This is a genomic window from Shewanella vaxholmensis, from assembly GCF_031932135.1.
Classification (GTDB): domain Bacteria; phylum Pseudomonadota; class Gammaproteobacteria; order Enterobacterales; family Shewanellaceae; genus Shewanella; species Shewanella hafniensis.
Genome location: NZ_JAUOEV010000015.1, coordinates 72,560 through 89,839, shown reverse-complemented (window position 1 = coordinate 89,839; position 17,280 = coordinate 72,560). Strand labels below are relative to the sequence as shown.

The window sequence follows — 17,280 nt, the reverse complement described above, 5'->3', positions numbered from 1 at the left end:
TAATCCCAATTATTAAGCGCAGAGAGCACCTAATGATGGAGCAATACTCAACTGGTGCCGAGCAACAAAAGACTGCAATAGGTATAGGTACAAGGCTGACTTGCCCCTATGCCATTAAATCACTTCAACTTCGACCCTATTACGCCCTTTATCCTTAGCGCGATAGAGACAAACATCGGCACGGCGTAACACGTCGGGCATCTTAAGTCCCGAGACCTTATCTAATGGCAAAAACACGCTGCCAATACTAATCGTTACCGCTGCCAACGGTGATGCTTGATGGGGAATATTGAGTTGCTCGACGAGATAACACAGTTGCGTGGCAATAGCCGTTAACTGCGCAGGTGAGACGTGCTCAACGACTAAGGCAAACTCTTCGCCCCCGATGCGCGCCAACAAAGCATTGTGCGGCAGGATATCGCACTGCGCTAAGGCATCCGCCACACGCTTAAGCACTAGGTCACCTTCAATATGACCATAAGTGTCGTTATAGGATTTAAAATAATCGACGTCCAACATCAACAGCCCCGCTGGCGTCTTGGTCTGTAGCACAGCCTCTAGCCTTTCGGTAAAAGGGCGTCTATTCGCTAACCCAGTCAACTCATCGGTTTCGGCCATTTCTTTCAATTGAGTATTGGCAGAAACCAGCGCTTGTTGCAGCACTATCATCTGCCGCTCTTTTTGCTCGCGCAGCAGTAACTCGTTCAATGCGGAGGCAAACTGAGTCAGCATATTCTTTTTCTGGGCATTCCAATTCAGTGGCCGCGACACCGTCGACAGCGAGAGCAATCCCAATAACTCTCCGGCATTTTTAATCGCAAAGGCGGCAATCGAGCAAATGCCCACGGATTTCATCACCTCATATTCCTGTGGAGAGAAGCCCTTTAACGCCTCAAGATCCTCAATCACTAAGGTCGATTCTGTCTCGAATTTTTTAGCAAGCTGAGTAATGTTGTCCACCGAAATCCCTTGGACCTTGTTAGCATGTAACTCGCTGGTCCAAAAACTGCGGTAATAAGCATGCTGTTGATGAAATTCGAGAATGCTCACCCTCTCAACATCAAACAACTGACCGATTTTGTGGCACACCTCAGCTAAGGTTTTATCTACATTGCAGGTATCGATACTCAAAAATTGCAACGAAATCTCTGCCAGCAACTGATTCGACTGCGACTGCCAGTCCAGTTCTTTGGTCCGCTCTTTCACTAAGTCCGACAATAAATGCTGCTGTTGCTGTAACGCACGTTGATGGCGTTTATTGATAGCGAGGTCGTTGCGTATCCTTTGGTACATGGCCTTAAGCGACAATGCCACATGAGCAATCTCGTCAGGACTGGCGGTCACCGTCTCGGGAACAGACAACTTTTTTAACGATTTTAGATTGATTTTATTAGTAAAATCTTCCAATGCCGACAGTCTATCTGTCACCATGAGTCGCACTAAGGTCAAGATCAAATAGATCATCAGCAGGGTCTTTAAACCATTGCCGAGTACGATAAAAATCAACTGCCGCCACAGCTCGTAGTAAAGCTGGTTGGTGTCTAAGCCTACGGTTAAAGTAGCGATCGGCTGGTCTTGATAAGTCACCGGATAATGAAATAGAGTTTGCGACTCATCATCGGTTAACAGCGGTTTACCCAGCTGCATAGTAACGCCGTCGATACTGTCTAAATGCACACTCGACACTAACGGCATCATCCCTAAACCAGAGAGCAAATCAGATAGCAGGCTGCGGTCGACATCCCACAGCGACTTCGCCACGCTCGGCAGAATAGATTCTGAATATTCACGGATATCCGACGTGGCATTGTCGATACTATCCTGATAGTTCCAAATCAACTGCACCAGCATAGTTAACACGGCAAAAAATGAGCTCACCCCGATGATGGTCAGCGTCATCTTATGACTAATAGAATGATTTCGATGCTTCATGTACACCCGTTATTACGCCTTGAAGGGCAACTTATTCAAAATCTGAGACTGGAAAATCTGCGGCCAATCCCGAGCAACTAACATTTGATAAAATGCCGAATCAGGCAGTAAAACGCCGAACAAGGTGACATTTTCATAGGGGATATAGCGCTTATGCTGCTGATAATATTGCAACTCGACCAAAGCTAACGCGCCAGCCATAAAGTGCCCGCCACCAATAATGCTCACCGCGTGTTTGCGACAAAGCTGTAAAATCTCAGGTGACGTATTGATCGTACTGACAAATACATCTTTACCCGAGACTAAGCCTTTTTCCTTCAATGCTTTAAGCACTCCAATTGCCATACGATCACTGGCGGTCCAAATCACGTTTAGATCGGGATAACGGTTCAGCAGAGTGAGCGCTTGACCATAAGCTACTGCGTCACTCCATTGGCCATAAACCGTTTGAGTCAGAGTGGCATTGGGCTGCATAAAGAAATAATCGCTGGCACCTTGGGTACGAAGTACTGAAGCAGGCGTCGACTTATCGCCCGAAATCAACAAAACTTTAGCCTGCTTTCCCTCTAAGTCGTCCATTAAGCCCTTAGCGGTCGCCGAACCTATAGCGTAATTATCGGGAATAATGGCGGGTAACAGATATTCTTGCCAATGGGGATCTTGCAGTAAAACATCACGTTCACCGATAGAAATATCGTTTAAAATCAATTGCACATAGATGGGGTGGGAGTAAAGCGCTTGCAGCATTTTTATCGCGGATTGTTTTTCATTAACCAGAATAACGTAATTAGGTAACGCCTTTGCGGAGGCTAACAACTCATCGAGTTGGGTGATCATCTTGAAATGATTGCGATCGGAATGAATGATTTCGAGCTTAATATCGAGTGTCGTCGCCGCCTCCAGCATCAATTGGTCGACGTCCCCCCAAAAACTGTCATCGACAGCCCCGGGATTAAAAAATACGACATCGAGTTTAGCCCAAACTGCCCCACCAAACCCCGCAGTACAGATAAACACACACGCTAACATCCACGAACGCATAGGCGAGTTCTCCTCGACCATGTTCCCTCAAATGTCATCCTTCACAAGAGGTCACTTTATTATTATCGATTCACAACCTTGTTACCGCATCGCCGCCCAAAATGTTGCTAAAACCAGCAGCAGATGTTTCGATTAAACCACAAAATGATACAAAGTATACTTTATATGCTGACTATTTATTCCAACACCCTGTCTGTATAAAGAAATCGCGTGGATCCGTAGTAGAATATTTATAAGTCATTGCAGACTCTCTTATGGGTCAGTCTTACGGCTTAACCACGTAGAAAATGACAGGGACCTAAACGTTTTAAAAGGGAAGTTGTTGGTTCGTCTTGGTTCGTTATAAAGAGTCACAAGGTACACGAGTTCATTCTAGCCGTTAATGCGGCCTAACGGCCGAGGTGAATCAAGATTGGGGGATTTGAACCATGATTTTCATTGGAGGGTAAACCAAATGAGGCTGCTCAACGATGCCCTCATATAATGGCATAGGTTGACTAATCTCCATTAACCGATTGAAACAATTAAATATAAATATCAATATCAATCACTTAATCTATTCAGTCGTGATCATTTCTCCCAGAATCAATCCTTTATAACTCATATTCACTCAAAGGCACGAAATTGTGCGACTCTTCTTTTAGTCGGTCGCAACATACATCTCCAATCATCTCTATGTACTCCAAGTGCTGCGTAGCCCGCATCGCCAAACAAAAAGGTTGGTTATAGCCAACCTTTCAATACGCTAATAATCATAAATGCAGTAAATGCGATCGAATTTTCCTAACGCTAAATCATCCCTGTGGATAATAAAATTCAATTGCATAGAATGCTCACTGTAGACGACTTTGAACAGTACTAGATAATCTTCGGCATTGCCGCCTAACTCAGCCGCAGCGTGGAGTTCGGGGGCTTTATAGCGGCTATCGCCATGGCCATTAATGCTGGCGATACCATTGTAATACGGCAGCGGCTGCTCGGGGACCAGCAATGACTGCAAGCTGGATGGCTGCCACTCGGTATTAGTCCATTGCGATTGAGTGAGAATCTGGCCAGGGATGAATCCGTGCTCATTCAATTGTATCAGCTCATAGCCCTTGAGCTGATCTTGCCACTCTGGTACCAATTCATCATCCACAACCGCTATAGCCTCCAGCACCATAGCTTGTTGCGGTTCTGGTAGCGCTTGTAAACGTGCCTTGGCTAACTTTACTAAATGCGGGTTGTCACTATTAATCATGTCAGGGGCTATCATCTTAATGCTGGCAATCCCCTGAAGTTGATAAGCCGCCTCATACTCATAGTTTGCACATACCGCATCGTCGAACTTAAGTTCGGCAATCGCTTCCCCAGAGTTAAGCTGCTGATCCTCAGCGACATAATAGACATGGCCGCGAAGCATTTCCGAGAATCGCCAGCGCTCCACAAAGAACAACAATCGCCCTTCTCGAGGTAAATAAGATTGAAAAGCCTTCAGGTCGCTACAATTGATTTGTGCGATAAATTGCATGGGCACACGGAAGGCTTGCGCAGCCTCGTCCCAATCCCAAAGATGCGCCTCATCTGTCTCCCAATCGTCCTGCCAGTCCTCCCGCCAATGCTCATTAATAAACTCGCGGGTATGGCCAAAGCTCTCAACATAGCCATCCAACATCTCCTCCCTTCCGACCAAAGTCACCGGATAATCCATGCCAACAGGCAAATCCGGCAATCCACCCAGTCGGCTATTACCTAACTGGGTATAGTCCTCGATTGCACAGGGATAGAGATCGACACTACTTCGAATAAATGCCGAAAGCGTATGGGCAAGATGCGGGTCTTTAAACTGCGCCAACTTTTGCTCTAGCAGCTGCTGACGAATGGGGGAATTTTCTGCTAACAACATATCCATATTGACCTCAGGACTCCAATGTTTGCTTTTTATCATTTCTATCAACTATTTGCTATCGTCCAATATGGCAATTTGCCAAAGCTATCACGGGAACGGTATAGCCAGATTCAGCAGCTTACTGATGAGGCGAATGACCAAGTTAATCGAAAACCCCTAACGTCAATTACTGCTACACTCAAATTCTGTGCGAAATGAACAACAAAAGGATTTGTTTATGGCGATTGCCTGCGTCAATACCCGAGCCAGTTGTGGGGTCGAAGCACCCCAAGTCACAGTTGAGGTGCATCTGAGCAATGGCTTACCGGCATTTAATCTGGTGGGGTTACCCGAAGCGTCGGTAAAAGAAGCTCGCGAGCGGGTGCGCAGCGCACTGATCAATGCGGGATTCGAATTTCCGATGCGGCGGATAACCGTTAACCTCGCGCCAGCAGATTTACCTAAACAAGGTGGCCGCTACGACTTACCCATAGCCGTAGGCATATTGGCCGCATCAGAACAAATCCCCCTTAATAGCCTAAAAAATCTCGAGTTTGTCGGTGAACTGGCATTGTCTGGGCACATACGTTATTGCCAAGGATTATTACCGGCGATTATCGCCGCAAAGCGCCAAGACCATACCTTGATATTGCCGCTGGATAATCGCCACGATGCCGAGTTAGTCGGCTATCCCAATGTGTTGTTTGGCTCGCACCTGCAGAGTCTGGCCGCTTATTTACAGGGGCAAAACCAACTGCCGACGTTAGCGCCACAATTAGAATGGATAAGCCAAGAGACGCCCGAGTCCCATACTTGCCTAAGCGATGTGATTGGCCAATATCAGGCCAAGCAAGCACTCGAAATTGCCGCGGCGGGAAACCATAACCTCTTGATGCTTGGCCCGCCAGGTACGGGCAAAACCATGCTTGCCAGTCGCATGATGGCGCTATTGCCAGCGCTTAATTATGAGGAAGCATTAGAAGTAGCAGCAATTCATTCCGTTGCTGGACTCGACATTAAGCCGCAGCATTTTTTACAGCGACCCTTTCGGGCGCCGCACCACACGAGTTCTTCGATTTCCCTCGTGGGCGGTGGCAGTATTCCAAAACCCGGTGAAATCTCCCTCGCCCATCGCGGTGTATTATTCTTGGATGAAGTGGCTGAATTTCCGCGTAAAGTCTTAGATTGCCTGCGCGAACCGATGGAAACCGGCGAAGTAGTGATTTCCCGCGCCGCCGCTAAGCTAACATTCTTGAGTCGCTTCCAATTAATCGCGGCGATGAATCCCAGCCCGAGTGGCGATATCGATAGCCAACACAGATCGAGCCCAGAACAAATTCAGCGTTATCTTTCGCGGCTTTCAGGCCCGTTTCTCGACCGTTTCGATTTAACCATTGAAGTCCCCAAACTCCCCGCGGGTACATTAACTCAAGCCGCGCCGCAGACAGAAACCAGCCAAGATATCGCCAAACGAGTGAAACTAGCGCGTGAGCTGCAACTCGCCCGCGCTGGCGTGCTCAATAGTGAACTCACAGGGAAACAATTGAAACGCTTTAGCGGACTCAGTGACGCTGATTTAGTGTTTTTGGAGCAAAGCGTGGTAAAGCTTGGCCTCTCGGTTCGCAGTTTTCATCGTATACAAAGAGTTGCGCGCACGATTGCCGATCTGGAACAAGTGCCTAACACAGAACGCCGCCATATTGCCCAAGCACTGGGTTATCGCGCTATGGATAGATTACTCGCCCGCTTATCCCAGCAATATTAAGTTTGCCCGAGAATAAATGTTAACAAATGCACCGACCAGCAGTGCCTAAGATTGAGCCAAACGCCGACACCGAGTAACATAGGCCTCCAATTTTTGTCAGGGGGCTCGGATGGGAACGCTGTTTTCACAGATAAAAGGCTGTATCGCATTTTTAGGCTACGTTATAAATACCGTCTTTTGGACTATCCCAATCCTGTTGGTCAGTTTTATAAAACTGATACATATCAGTCCATTAAGGACTGCAACTAGCCATGTACTCGATTTTTGTGCCAGCGCTTGGATCAGTGTTAATGGCGTAATTGAACGCTGCTTACATCCCGTTAAGATTGAACTGAGTGGTGACACCGACTTTTCCACTAAAGAGTGGTACATGGTAATAGCCAACCACCAGTCTTGGGTCGATATCCTGATCCTGCAGCGGATTTTTAATCGAAAAATCCCTTTCTTGAAGTTTTTCCTCAAGCAAGAACTGATTTTTGTGCCGATTTTAGGCCTAGCTTGGTGGGCGCTCGATTTTCCGTTTATGCGCCGTTATAGCACGGCACAGCTACGTAAAAACCCTAAGCTAAAGGGCAAAGACATTGAAATTACACGTAAAGCCTGTGCTAAGTTCAAGGCTAAACCTGTAAGTGTGATGAACTTTGTCGAAGGCACGCGCTTCAGTAAAGCTAAACATCAAAAGCAGAACTCACAGTTCCAACATTTGTTAAAACCTAAAGCAGGCGGCATGGCCTTCGCGCTATCGGCCATGGGTGAACAGATCCACAAGCTAGTCGATGTCTCCATTTATTACCCAGACTCAGTGCCAAGCTATTGGGACTACCTGACAGGTAAGTTGCCAAGCGTTAAAGTACACATCAAGGTTTCTGATATTGATCCTGCGATGCGCGGCGATTATATGAATGACCGCGATTTTAAAATTGGCTTCCAAGAACAACTGAATCAACTCTGGCTCACTAAGGATCAAGTGTTAAGCCAACTCGCTAGCCAAGCGAATAAAGAATAAAGGTAACGCCACTATGTTGAATTTCCTGCCCGGGCCAGTGTTGTTTATGCTGAGCTTAAGCTTGCTGATCATTAATACCGCCGTTTGGGGCTCGCTTATCAGCATAGGCGGAGTCGTAAAACTCGTGATGCCAGCGCAAAGTGCACGTAATGCGGTGACTGCGGTTATGAATCGTTTTATGTGGGCGTGGGCCTGCTGCAACGGTGGCATCTTGTATTTGATCGCTAAAATTGAGTGGGATGTCGAAGGGCTCGAAGGACTCGATAAAAACAGCTGGTACTTGCTGATCAGCAACCACCTCAGTGGCTTCGATATCGCCGCGCAAACTTATGTGTTACGCAACCATATTCCTATGTTGAAGTTCTTCCTCAAAAAAGAACTCATCTATGTGCCGATTATGGGACTGGGTTGTTGGGCGCTGGATATGCCATTTATGAACAGAACCAGCCCAGCAAAACTCAAGAAGAACCCAAAGCTTAAGGGCAAAGATTTAGCGACCACACGCCGCGCCTGCGAAAAATTTAAAAATATGCCCACGTCAATCATTAACTATGTTGAAGGCAGCCGGTTTACCCGTGATAAACATCAACGCCAAAACTCGCCTTATCAACATTTGTTACGTCCTAAAGCAGGTGGAATCGCTTTTACCCTATCGGCCATGGGTGAGCAATTTACTAACCTGCTGGATATGACAATTGTCTACCCAGATGCGCCTGACGATATTCTGTTTGGGGTGATGAACGGCAAGGTCAGCAAGATTATCGTGCGGATCAACGCCCTGCCCGTACCTCAAGTCGATCCAACGCGTTATTTCTCTGAGTCTGAGTATCGCGTCGAGTTCCAACGCTGGTTAAACCAAGTGTGGGCGGAAAAAGATCAACAAATTCATGCGTTACTGCAAACAAATCAAAATGTCGCGGATAGCGCCACCAGCACTAATCACACTCAAGCAAGCTAGCTCGTCTCTAGCTTTGCTCTAGTTCAGCAACGCATGCCGCTGCAGCGAATAACTCCAATTCATTGAATACGGTTATCCCTGCTGCGCTGAGTTTTTCAGCCGTTAATTCTTGCCCCGCAATTAACTGTTTTACAAATTGACCATCGTAAATCTGCTTATTCCCACAGGATGGACTACGGGCTTTTAAAATCGCCACTTTAATCCCTTGTTGCTGCGCCAGCTTAAGCGCGAGATCGGCTCCCAGACTAAAAGCGTAGGTCACATCCTCACTCTGAACGGTTAAGATACGCTGCCCAACCCGCTTGCCCGAGTAAACAACTGCTCACTAACACTTTTGCCACTGTCACCTCCAAGCGTGTCATTCCGCCCATAGCATAACGCGAAGGACAAACATGCAAAATGCATTTGGACGATTTCCCCCAAAGCCATCAACACCTGCAACAAGAACGGACGGCAAAAACCACTTCATTGTTGACAATTTAATATTTAAAAATTCATAAGCTAAAATACTAAAAACGAACGAATTAAAATAAAACCATAAAAATCATGGCAATAAATAAAAAGTAATTAGAATGTAGACTTACGTCTAAGTAAACACATTGTTGACAATCCACTGAGAGAGGGCTATTTTTTACCCATTGTCGACAATCCTATTAATAGTGATGCGCTCTATGTTGAAGCAAGACACGACGTTCGTTTCTGATGACACACATGTTTCCCACCTGCATAAGGTCAAATCGACCTCGGCAGATAAAACGTCGACCACACTCGCCGATCAAATTCTGGTGCAGATCCAAACCAGCATCATCAAGGGCGAACTGCCTGCGGGCAGCAAGATTAACGAGCAAGCGCTGGCCGAAAAATACGGTATCAGCCGCGGCCCGACTCGCGAAGCCCTGCAAACCTTAGAAAGACAACGCTTAGTAGTGCGCGCACCCCATGTTGGCGCCCGCGTAGCACAGCTGACAGTTAGCGAACTTAACGACTTATATCAACTGCGTAGCGTGCTTGAAGGCATGGCATGCGAACTCGCCGCCAGTCGTATCACCCCTGAACAATTAGCCAAGTTAGAAGATTTACTCGCAACGCAAGATGCGGCGCTCGCTAAGGGTGATACCTACTTCCAAGAGGAAGGCGATGTCGATTTTCACTACCAAATTATTCAAGCCAGCGGTAACAAACATCTGCAGGAAACCTTAGTCGGCGGCCTGTATCACCTGCTGCGCATGTACCGCTACCAGTGCACCAATAAAAATCGCCCCGTTAAAGCCATTGCCGAGCACAGACGCATAGTCGAAGCCATTGCCCAGCGCGATGGTGAACTCGCCAGTTTGCTGATGCGCCGCCATATCGAACAGGGGCGTAAAAATACCGAATTACGCTTAATTGAATTGCAAGCCAATGCAGCCGCAAAAGAAACCTTAGCCAACATCAGCTAAGTTTATACGGCTCAATATGCCCACTTCCCATAAATGGAAAAGGATAAGGACAAGACCATGACCCAAAGCGCAGGATTACGTTTTCGCCAAGCTCTTGCTAAGGCTAAACCGTTACAAATCGTTGGCACCACCAATGCCTATTTTGCCTTGATGGCAGAGCAAACTGGCTTCCAAGCCTTGTATCTTTCGGGCGCTGGCGTTGCCAATGCTTCATACGGTTTGCCTGACTTAGGCATGACCTCAATGAACGACGTGCTGATCGATGCCGGTCGTATCACCTCAGCCACACAAGTGCCTTTATTGGTCGATATCGATACTGGCTGGGGCGGCGCATTCAACATTGCTCGCACCATCAAAGAATTCGAAAAAGTCGGCGTCGCCGCTGTGCACATGGAAGACCAAGTGTCGCAAAAGCGTTGCGGCCACAGACCTAACAAAGCGGTCGTGAGCATAGAAGAAATGGTCGATCGCATTAAAGCGGCCGTCGATGCCCGTACCGATCCTAACTTTGTGATCATGGCGCGTACCGATGCAGTTGCCGTTGAAGGCTTAGAAGCCGGTATCGAACGCGCGCAAGCCTATATCGCCGCCGGTGCCGATATGATCTTCGCCGAAGCCTTAACTGAGCTAGACCAATATCGCCACTTTAAAGCGCAAGTCAAAGCACCGATTTTGGCCAACATGACTGAATTTGGTCAAACCCAATTGTTCAATAAAGAAGAACTCGCGCAGGCAGGCGCCGACATGGTGCTCTATCCACTCGGTACTTTCCGTGCAGCCAACCAAGCGGCACTGAACGTTATGCAAGCGCTGATGAATGATGGTCATCAACGCAACGTACTCGACACTATGCAGACTCGTAAAGACTTGTATAAGTACTTGGGCTACCACGCCTTTGAAGACAAGTTAGATCAACTGTTTAGCCAAGATAAATAACCGACAAGCTGCCGCCCTACACCAGCAGCCTTAACCAATAAACGTCAGCGCTCGGCGCTGGCAATAATCAAATAGCGTTAACGGAAGGATTACATTATGTCAGAAGGTAAAAAGTTAAGCGGCGCAGGACTACGTGGCCAAAGCGCAGGCGAAACCGCATTAAGCACAGTGGGCGTGTCAGGCTCGGGCCTCACTTACCGCGGTTATGATGTGAAAGATCTCGGTGAAAACGCCACCTTCGAAGAAGTCGCCTATCTCATTCTTTACGGCGAGTTGCCCACTCAAGCCCAGCTTGATGCCTACAAAACCAAACTCAAAGGCCTTCGCGGTCTGCCGCAAGCCTTAAAAGAAGTATTAGAGCGCATTCCTGCCGAGACTCATCCTATGGATGTGATGCGTACTGGCTGCTCTATGCTAGGTAACTTAGAAGCCGAGCACAACTTTAGCGAACAGAGTGAAATCACCGATCGCCTATTAGCCGCCTTCCCATCAATCATCTGTTACTGGTATCGCTTTAGTCACGACGGTGTGCGTATCGACACTGAAACCGATGACGACCAAATTGGCGCCCACTTCCTGCATTTATTACACGGTAAAGCGCCGTCTGAACTGCATGCAAAAGTGATGGACGTATCCTTGATTCTTTATGCAGAACATGAATTTAACGCATCAACCTTTACCGCTCGCGTCTGTGCTTCAACTCTGTCAGACATGCATTCATGCGTCACTGGCGCCATTGGTTCACTGCGCGGCCCGCTGCATGGCGGCGCGAACGAAGCGGCGATGGAACTGATCCAAGACATGAAAGATGAAGCCGATGCCCGCGACATCTTAATGGGCAAACTCGAGCGTAAAGATAAGATCATGGGCTTCGGCCACGCGATTTACCGCGATAGCGATCCACGTAATGCCATCATCAAAGAATGGTCAGAAAAACTGGCTGCCGCCAACGGTGACGACCGTCTATACCGCGTATCGGTTGCCTGTGAAGCCCTGATGTGGGAACAGAAAAAACTCTTCTGTAATGCAGATTTTTTCCACGCCAGCGCGTACCACTACATGGACATTCCGACTAAGTTGTTCACGCCTATCTTCGTGTGTTCACGGGTAACGGGCTGGGCTGCGCACGTGATGGAGCAACGCTCTAACAACCGCATCATCCGCCCAAGTGCCGATTATGTGGGCGTGGCACCACGCAAAGTCGTCCCCATTGCCAACCGTTAAGCCAAGCTAACGACTCTGGCGCGAGACTTCTGTTAAAGGATAGTCTCGCGCCAACTTCATTTTCCGAAATGGATGATGTTATGAACACTGCTATGAATACCCAATATCGCAAGCCCTTACCCGGCACCAAACTCGATTATTTCGATACCCGCGAAGCCGTGGAAGCCATTGAGCCAGGCAGCTACGCCAAGCTACCTTATACCTCGCGCGTGCTGGCTGAAAACTTAGTCCGTCGCTGCACACCTGCGGACTTAACCGCCTCGCTGAAACAAATTATCGAATCTAAGCAAGAACTTGATTTCCCTTGGTTTCCTGCCCGCGTGGTCTGCCACGACATTTTGGGGCAAACCGCCTTAGTTGACCTTGCAGGCCTGCGTGATGCGATTGCGGCTAAAGGGGGCGATCCCGCTAAAGTGAACCCAGTGGTGCCAACTCAATTAATTGTCGATCACTCACTGGCGGTGGAATTTGGCGGTTTCGATAAAGACGCCTTTGCTAAAAACCGCGCCATCGAAGACAGACGCAACGAAGACAGATTCCACTTTATTGATTGGACGCAAAAAGCCTTTAAAAACATTGATGTTATCCCTCAGGGTAACGGCATCATGCACCAAATTAACTTAGAGCGTATGTCGCCTGTGGTGCATGCTCGCAATGGCGTGGCCTTCCCCGATACTCTAGTTGGCACCGACAGCCACACGCCGCACGTTGATGCTCTGGGCGTTATCGCCATTGGTGTCGGCGGGCTAGAAGCCGAAAGCGTGATGCTGGGGCGCGCATCTTATATGCGTCTGCCGGACATTATCGGTGTCGAACTCACGGGCAGACCGCAGCCTGGCATTACGGCCACTGACATAGTATTAGCCTTAACCGAATTTTTACGCGCACAAAAAGTCGTCTCCTCTTACTTAGAGTTCTTCGGTGAAGGCGCAGCGGCGCTGACATTAGGCGATCGCGCCACGATTTCAAACATGACGCCTGAATTTGGCGCCACCGCAGCCATGTTCTACATTGACCAGCAAACACTTGATTATTTGACCTTAACGGGCCGCGAAGCCGAGCAAGTTAAGCTGGTTGAAACCTATGCTAAAACCGCAGGTTTGTGGGCCGACAGCTTGACTGAAGTGCACTATCCACGGGTACTGCGTTTTGATTTATCCTCGGTGGTGCGCACCATTGCAGGGCCATCAAACCCACATGCACGGGTGCCAACATCAGAATTAGCTGAGCGCGGAATTAGCGGCGTAGTCGAAAACGAACCCGGCTTAATGCCTGATGGCGCTGTAATTATCGCGGCGATTACCAGCTGCACAAACACCAGTAACCCGCGCAACGTGATTGCCGCCGGTCTGATTGCCCGCAACGCCAACGCCAAAGGCTTAACTCGTAAACCTTGGGTCAAAACCTCACTGGCCCCCGGCTCAAAAGCGGTGCAGTTGTATTTGGAAGAAGCCAAGCTATTACCAGAGCTTGAACAGCTCGGTTTTGGCATTGTTGGTTTTGCCTGCACGACATGTAACGGCATGAGCGGCGCGCTGGATCCTGTGATTCAAAAAGAAGTGATCGACCGCGACTTGTACGCCACCGCAGTGTTATCGGGTAACCGCAACTTTGATGGCCGTATTCATCCCTATGCTAAACAAGCCTTTTTGGCCTCGCCGCCATTGGTCGTCGCCTACGCGATAGCTGGCACCATACGTTTCGATATCGAAAAGGATGTGCTGGGATTAGATCATGATGGCAATCCAGTCAAACTTATCGACATTTGGCCATCGGATGAAGAAATCGATGCCGTGATTGCGACCAGCGTTAAACCTGAGCAGTTCCGCAAAGTGTACGAGCCTATGTTCGATTTAGCCGTCGATTACGGCGAGCAAATTAGTCCGCTGTACGATTGGCGTCCGCAATCTACTTATATTCGCCGCCCACCTTATTGGGAAGGCGCATTGGCGGGTGAGCGCGCACTCAAGGGCATGCGGCCACTAGCGGTGCTGGGTGACAACATCACCACAGACCATTTATCACCGTCGAACGCCATTATGCTCGACAGCGCCGCGGGCGAATACCTGCACAAAATGGGCTTGCCGGAGGAAGACTTTAACTCCTATGCCACCCACAGGGGCGATCACTTAACCGCCCAGCGCGCGACCTTTGCCAATCCTAAACTTAAAAACGAGATGGCAATCGTTGACGGTAAAGTGCAACAAGGTTCACTAACGCGTATCGAGCCCGAAGGCCAAGTGACCCGCATGTGGGAAGCGATTGAAACCTATATGGAACGTAAGCAGCCGCTGATCATCATAGCGGGCGCAGACTACGGCCAAGGATCGTCGCGCGACTGGGCCGCCAAAGGCGTGCGTTTAGCGGGCGTTGAGGCCATTGTTGCCGAAGGTTTCGAGCGCATTCATCGCACTAACTTAGTGGGTATGGGCGTGTTGCCGCTGGAATTTAAAGCCGGCGACAATCGCGCAACCTACACCATCGACGGCACCGAAGTGTTCGATGTCCTCGGCACGCCAGCGCCACGAGCGGATTTGACCGTCGTAATCACCCGTAAAAACGGTGAGCGCATCGAAGTGCCCGTCACCTGTCGTCTCGATACCGCCGAAGAAGTCTCAATCTACGAGGCGGGCGGCGTATTGCAACGCTTCGCGCAGGACTTTTTAGAGTCAAACCTGAAGTAACACTCGCGCTAAAAAGGCGGTCATGCCAAATGAGCATCACCGCCTTTGATATCGACACTAACCTGTATCGCTATTCCCCTTGGAGTTAATAGCATGAGTAACAATCTTTTCCCGCCCCAAATCAAAGTCGCCGCAACTTATATGCGTGGCGGCACCAGTAAGGGCGTGTTTTTCCGTCTGCAAGATTTGCCTGAAGCCGCACAAGTTGCCGGCCCCGCCCGCGATGCGCTATTACTGCGCGTGATTGGCAGCCCAGACGCTTACGGCAAACAAATCGATGGCATGGGCGGCGCCACCTCAAGCACCAGTAAAACCGTAATTTTATCCAAAAGCACTCAGGCCGATCACGATGTCGATTACCTGTTCGGTCAAGTGGCCATCGATAAACCCTTTGTCGATTGGAGTGGCAACTGCGGCAACTTAACCGCCGCCGTCGGCGCCTTTGCCATCAGCAATGGCTTAATTGATACGGCCCGCATTCCACAAAATGGCATCTGCACTGTGCGTATTTGGCAAGCCAACATAGGCAAAACCATTATCGCCCATGTACCAATCACCCAAGGTGAAGTGCAAGAAACCGGTGATTTTGAGCTCGATGGTGTGACCTTTCCTGCCGCCGAAGTGCAAATCGAGTTTATGAACCCCGCCGCCGATGAAGACGGTGAAGGGGGCAGCATGTTCCCGACCGGCAATGTTGTCGATGTGCTAGACGTGCCGGGCATTGGCAGCTTTAACGCTACTATGATCAACGCAGGCATTCCCACCATTTTTATCAATGCTGAAGACTTAGGCTACACAGGCACTGAGTTGCAGGATGATATTAATAGCGACAACGCCGCCCTTGCCAAATTTGAGACTATTCGGGCCTATGGCGCAGTGCGTATGGGATTGATTTCACATATAGATGAAGCCGCATCACGCCAGCATACCCCTAAAATTGCCATTGTCGCCAAACCACAGACCTATGTGTCCTCGAGCGGAAAATCGGTGGCTGCAGAGGATATCGACCTACTGGTGCGTGCCCTGTCTATGGGTAAGTTGCACCACGCCATGATGGGCACGGCGGCAGTGGCAATTGGCACGGCGGCAGCCATTCCCGGCACCTTAGTCAACTTAGCCGCAGGCGGCGACACTCAGGGCAAAATGGATGCGGTACGCTTTGGTCATCCCTCTGGCACCTTGCGCGTCGGCGCAGAGGCGTCAATGGTTGACGGGCAGTGGACTGTGGTTAAAGCCATTATGAGCCGCAGCGCCCGCGTACTGATGGAAGGTTTTGTGCGAGTACCGAGCGATTGTTTCTAATCGTCTACAGGGTTCTGGATTAATAGCTAAAGGCGCACAAGGAAGATAATTCAAATGAAAAAAACAACGGCATTACGACAAATGCTAAGTGGTGATGATATTCACGTCGCGCCCGGTGTTTACGATGGAATGACGGCACGTTTAGCCGAACAGACAGGTTTTAAGTTGATTTACGCCAGTGGCGGCGCGATTGCGAGAAGTTGTGGTTTCCCCGATATAGGCATGCTGAGCTTTAGCGAAGTGTTGCATCGGCTAGAACAGATGGTCGAAGTGACTCAAGTGCCTATCATAGCGGATGCGGATACTGGATTTGGTAATGCCATCAACGTGAGTCGCACAGTGAAAGCCTTTGAGCGAGCGGGGGTCGCAGCATTGCATTTGGAAGATCAAACCTTTCCAAAGCGTTGCGGCCATCTGAATGATAAATCTTTGGTGAGTACCCAAGAAATGGTGCATAAGATCCATGTCGCCAAGGACAGCCAAACTGATCCAGATTTTATCTTAATTGCCCGCACTGATGCGATCGCCGTTGAAGGATTCAACGCTGCAATTGAACGCTCACAAGCGTATTTAGCGGCAGGTACCGACGTGATCTTTGTCGAAGCACCCGAAACCGTTGAGCAAATTGAATTGATCGCTAAACATATTAAGCAGCCGAAGCTCATCAATATGTTCCACAGTGGTAAAACACCGCTGGTGTCGAAGGACAGACTGCAAGAGTTGGGATACAAGTTCATTATTATTCCCTCTGACTTACAGCGAGCGACTATCCATGCTTGTCAGCACACCTTACGCACCATTCTCGAGCAAGGTGACAGTGACAGCATTGCCGAGCAGATGGTGTCGTTTGCAGAGCGTGAACGGATCATAAACACACAAGCGTATTTAGATCTTGACCTCGGTTATGGTCATAACTGAGATGCACCCGCTATAGCCTTAAAATAGTTCAACCAAAGACCTTGCTTCTCCCCCTTCCGGCAAGGTCTTTTTCTATTCGCCCTCGTGATTTTAGTGACCCCACGCACTGATTTTCACCGTATTTGTCGCAGCATAATATGTTGGCCTACCTTAAACAGTGCTAAGATTCTTAGGCTTAAACACCAGAAAAGAAACTCGGCATAATCAG

Annotated in this window: 12 protein-coding genes and 1 pseudogene; 9 read left to right on the top strand and 4 right to left on the bottom strand. The window is 48.9% G+C overall.

Features of this window, described 5'->3' with window-relative positions; genetic code table 11:
* Positions 1 to 114: 114 nt before the first annotated feature.
* The 3 genes from Q4Q46_RS13860 to Q4Q46_RS13850 all read right to left on the bottom strand — a co-directional run bounded on the left by Q4Q46_RS13860 (position 115) and on the right by Q4Q46_RS13850 (position 4,864).
* Positions 115 to 1,899, bottom strand: a complete 1,785-nt coding sequence (locus Q4Q46_RS13860) for a sensor domain-containing diguanylate cyclase (RefSeq protein WP_311906258.1) — start codon at positions 1,897 to 1,899, stop codon at positions 115 to 117.
* Between the two features lie 45 nt (positions 1,900 to 1,944).
* Positions 1,945 to 2,973: an ABC transporter substrate-binding protein gene (locus Q4Q46_RS13855; protein ID WP_311906243.1), complete on the bottom strand. Its 1,029-nt coding sequence runs from the start codon at positions 2,971 to 2,973 to the stop codon at positions 1,945 to 1,947.
* A 745-nt stretch (positions 2,974 to 3,718) separates the two neighbouring features.
* Positions 3,719 to 4,864 carry a DUF1963 domain-containing protein gene (locus tag Q4Q46_RS13850; protein ID WP_311906242.1) on the bottom strand — a complete coding sequence of 382 codons (1,146 nt, stop codon included), beginning with the start codon at positions 4,862 to 4,864 and terminating at the stop codon, positions 3,719 to 3,721.
* 214 nt (positions 4,865 to 5,078) lie between these two features.
* On the opposite strand from Q4Q46_RS13850, the gene Q4Q46_RS13845 reads away from it, so the two are divergent.
* The 3 genes from Q4Q46_RS13845 (at position 5,079) to yihG (Q4Q46_RS13835) (ending at position 8,569) form a co-directional block, all read left to right on the top strand.
* Positions 5,079 to 6,605, top strand: coding sequence for a YifB family Mg chelatase-like AAA ATPase (locus Q4Q46_RS13845; RefSeq protein WP_106649161.1), 1,527 nt, complete (start codon positions 5,079 to 5,081; stop codon positions 6,603 to 6,605).
* A 109-nt stretch (positions 6,606 to 6,714) separates the two neighbouring features.
* Positions 6,715 to 7,611: a 1-acylglycerol-3-phosphate O-acyltransferase, YihG family gene (gene yihG / locus Q4Q46_RS13840; protein WP_311906241.1), complete on the top strand. Its 897-nt coding sequence runs from the start codon at positions 6,715 to 6,717 to the stop codon at positions 7,609 to 7,611.
* Between the two features lie 13 nt (positions 7,612 to 7,624).
* Positions 7,625 to 8,569, top strand: coding sequence for a 1-acylglycerol-3-phosphate O-acyltransferase, YihG family (yihG, locus tag Q4Q46_RS13835; RefSeq protein WP_012588763.1), 945 nt, complete (start codon positions 7,625 to 7,627; stop codon positions 8,567 to 8,569).
* Between the two features lie 7 nt (positions 8,570 to 8,576).
* Here yihG (Q4Q46_RS13835) and Q4Q46_RS13830 read toward each other — a convergent pair.
* Positions 8,577 to 8,873 (bottom strand): annotated as a pseudogene (locus Q4Q46_RS13830) (2-thiouracil desulfurase family protein); the annotation flags it as partial.
* A gap of 367 nt (positions 8,874 to 9,240) precedes the next feature.
* Between Q4Q46_RS13830 and Q4Q46_RS13825 the strand changes: the two are divergent.
* From Q4Q46_RS13825 to Q4Q46_RS13800, 6 genes are all read left to right on the top strand, one after another.
* Positions 9,241 to 10,008: a GntR family transcriptional regulator gene (locus Q4Q46_RS13825; protein ID WP_012090443.1), complete on the top strand. Its 768-nt coding sequence runs from the start codon at positions 9,241 to 9,243 to the stop codon at positions 10,006 to 10,008.
* Between the two features lie 57 nt (positions 10,009 to 10,065).
* Positions 10,066 to 10,944 carry a methylisocitrate lyase gene (prpB, locus tag Q4Q46_RS13820; RefSeq protein ID WP_006083473.1) on the top strand — a complete coding sequence of 293 codons (879 nt, stop codon included), beginning with the start codon at positions 10,066 to 10,068 and terminating at the stop codon, positions 10,942 to 10,944.
* 96 nt (positions 10,945 to 11,040) lie between these two features.
* Positions 11,041 to 12,168 (top strand): bifunctional 2-methylcitrate synthase/citrate synthase, encoded by a 1,128-nt coding sequence (gene prpC, locus Q4Q46_RS13815; protein WP_259579353.1) that lies wholly within the window; start codon positions 11,041 to 11,043, stop codon positions 12,166 to 12,168.
* 80 nt (positions 12,169 to 12,248) lie between these two features.
* Positions 12,249 to 14,852, top strand: a complete 2,604-nt coding sequence (acnD, locus tag Q4Q46_RS13810) for a Fe/S-dependent 2-methylisocitrate dehydratase AcnD (protein WP_311906240.1) — start codon at positions 12,249 to 12,251, stop codon at positions 14,850 to 14,852.
* A gap of 93 nt (positions 14,853 to 14,945) precedes the next feature.
* On the top strand, positions 14,946 to 16,154 hold the full coding sequence (gene prpF / locus Q4Q46_RS13805; RefSeq protein WP_311906239.1) for a 2-methylaconitate cis-trans isomerase PrpF: 1,209 nt from the start codon (positions 14,946 to 14,948) through the stop codon (positions 16,152 to 16,154).
* A 54-nt stretch (positions 16,155 to 16,208) separates the two neighbouring features.
* Entirely contained in the window at positions 16,209 to 17,072 is an 864-nt protein-coding gene (locus Q4Q46_RS13800) for an isocitrate lyase/PEP mutase family protein (RefSeq protein ID WP_311906238.1), read from the top strand.
* The last annotated feature ends 208 nt before the right edge of the window (positions 17,073 to 17,280 follow it).

What these genes read in the sequence shown, in the direction of transcription:
- Q4Q46_RS13855 (WP_311906243.1), bottom strand. Translation starts at nt 2,973, where the DNA reads ATGCGTTCGTGGATGTTAGCGTGTGTGTTTATCTGTACTGCGGGGTTT.
- prpB (WP_006083473.1), top strand. Translation starts at nt 10,066, where the DNA reads ATGACCCAAAGCGCAGGATTACGTTTTCGCCAAGCTCTTGCTAAGGCT.
- Q4Q46_RS13850 (WP_311906242.1), bottom strand. Translation starts at nt 4,864, where the DNA reads ATGGATATGTTGTTAGCAGAAAATTCCCCCATTCGTCAGCAGCTGCTA.
- Q4Q46_RS13825 (WP_012090443.1), top strand. Translation starts at nt 9,241, where the DNA reads ATGTTGAAGCAAGACACGACGTTCGTTTCTGATGACACACATGTTTCC.
- Q4Q46_RS13845 (WP_106649161.1), top strand. Translation starts at nt 5,079, where the DNA reads ATGGCGATTGCCTGCGTCAATACCCGAGCCAGTTGTGGGGTCGAAGCA.
- yihG (WP_012588763.1), top strand. Translation starts at nt 7,625, where the DNA reads ATGTTGAATTTCCTGCCCGGGCCAGTGTTGTTTATGCTGAGCTTAAGC.
- acnD (WP_311906240.1), top strand. Translation starts at nt 12,249, where the DNA reads ATGAACACTGCTATGAATACCCAATATCGCAAGCCCTTACCCGGCACC.
- prpC (WP_259579353.1), top strand. Translation starts at nt 11,041, where the DNA reads ATGTCAGAAGGTAAAAAGTTAAGCGGCGCAGGACTACGTGGCCAAAGC.
- Q4Q46_RS13860 (WP_311906258.1), bottom strand. Translation starts at nt 1,899, where the DNA reads ATGACGCTGACCATCATCGGGGTGAGCTCATTTTTTGCCGTGTTAACT.
- Q4Q46_RS13800 (WP_311906238.1), top strand. Translation starts at nt 16,209, where the DNA reads ATGAAAAAAACAACGGCATTACGACAAATGCTAAGTGGTGATGATATT.
- yihG (WP_311906241.1), top strand. Translation starts at nt 6,715, where the DNA reads ATGGGAACGCTGTTTTCACAGATAAAAGGCTGTATCGCATTTTTAGGC.
- prpF (WP_311906239.1), top strand. Translation starts at nt 14,946, where the DNA reads ATGAGTAACAATCTTTTCCCGCCCCAAATCAAAGTCGCCGCAACTTAT.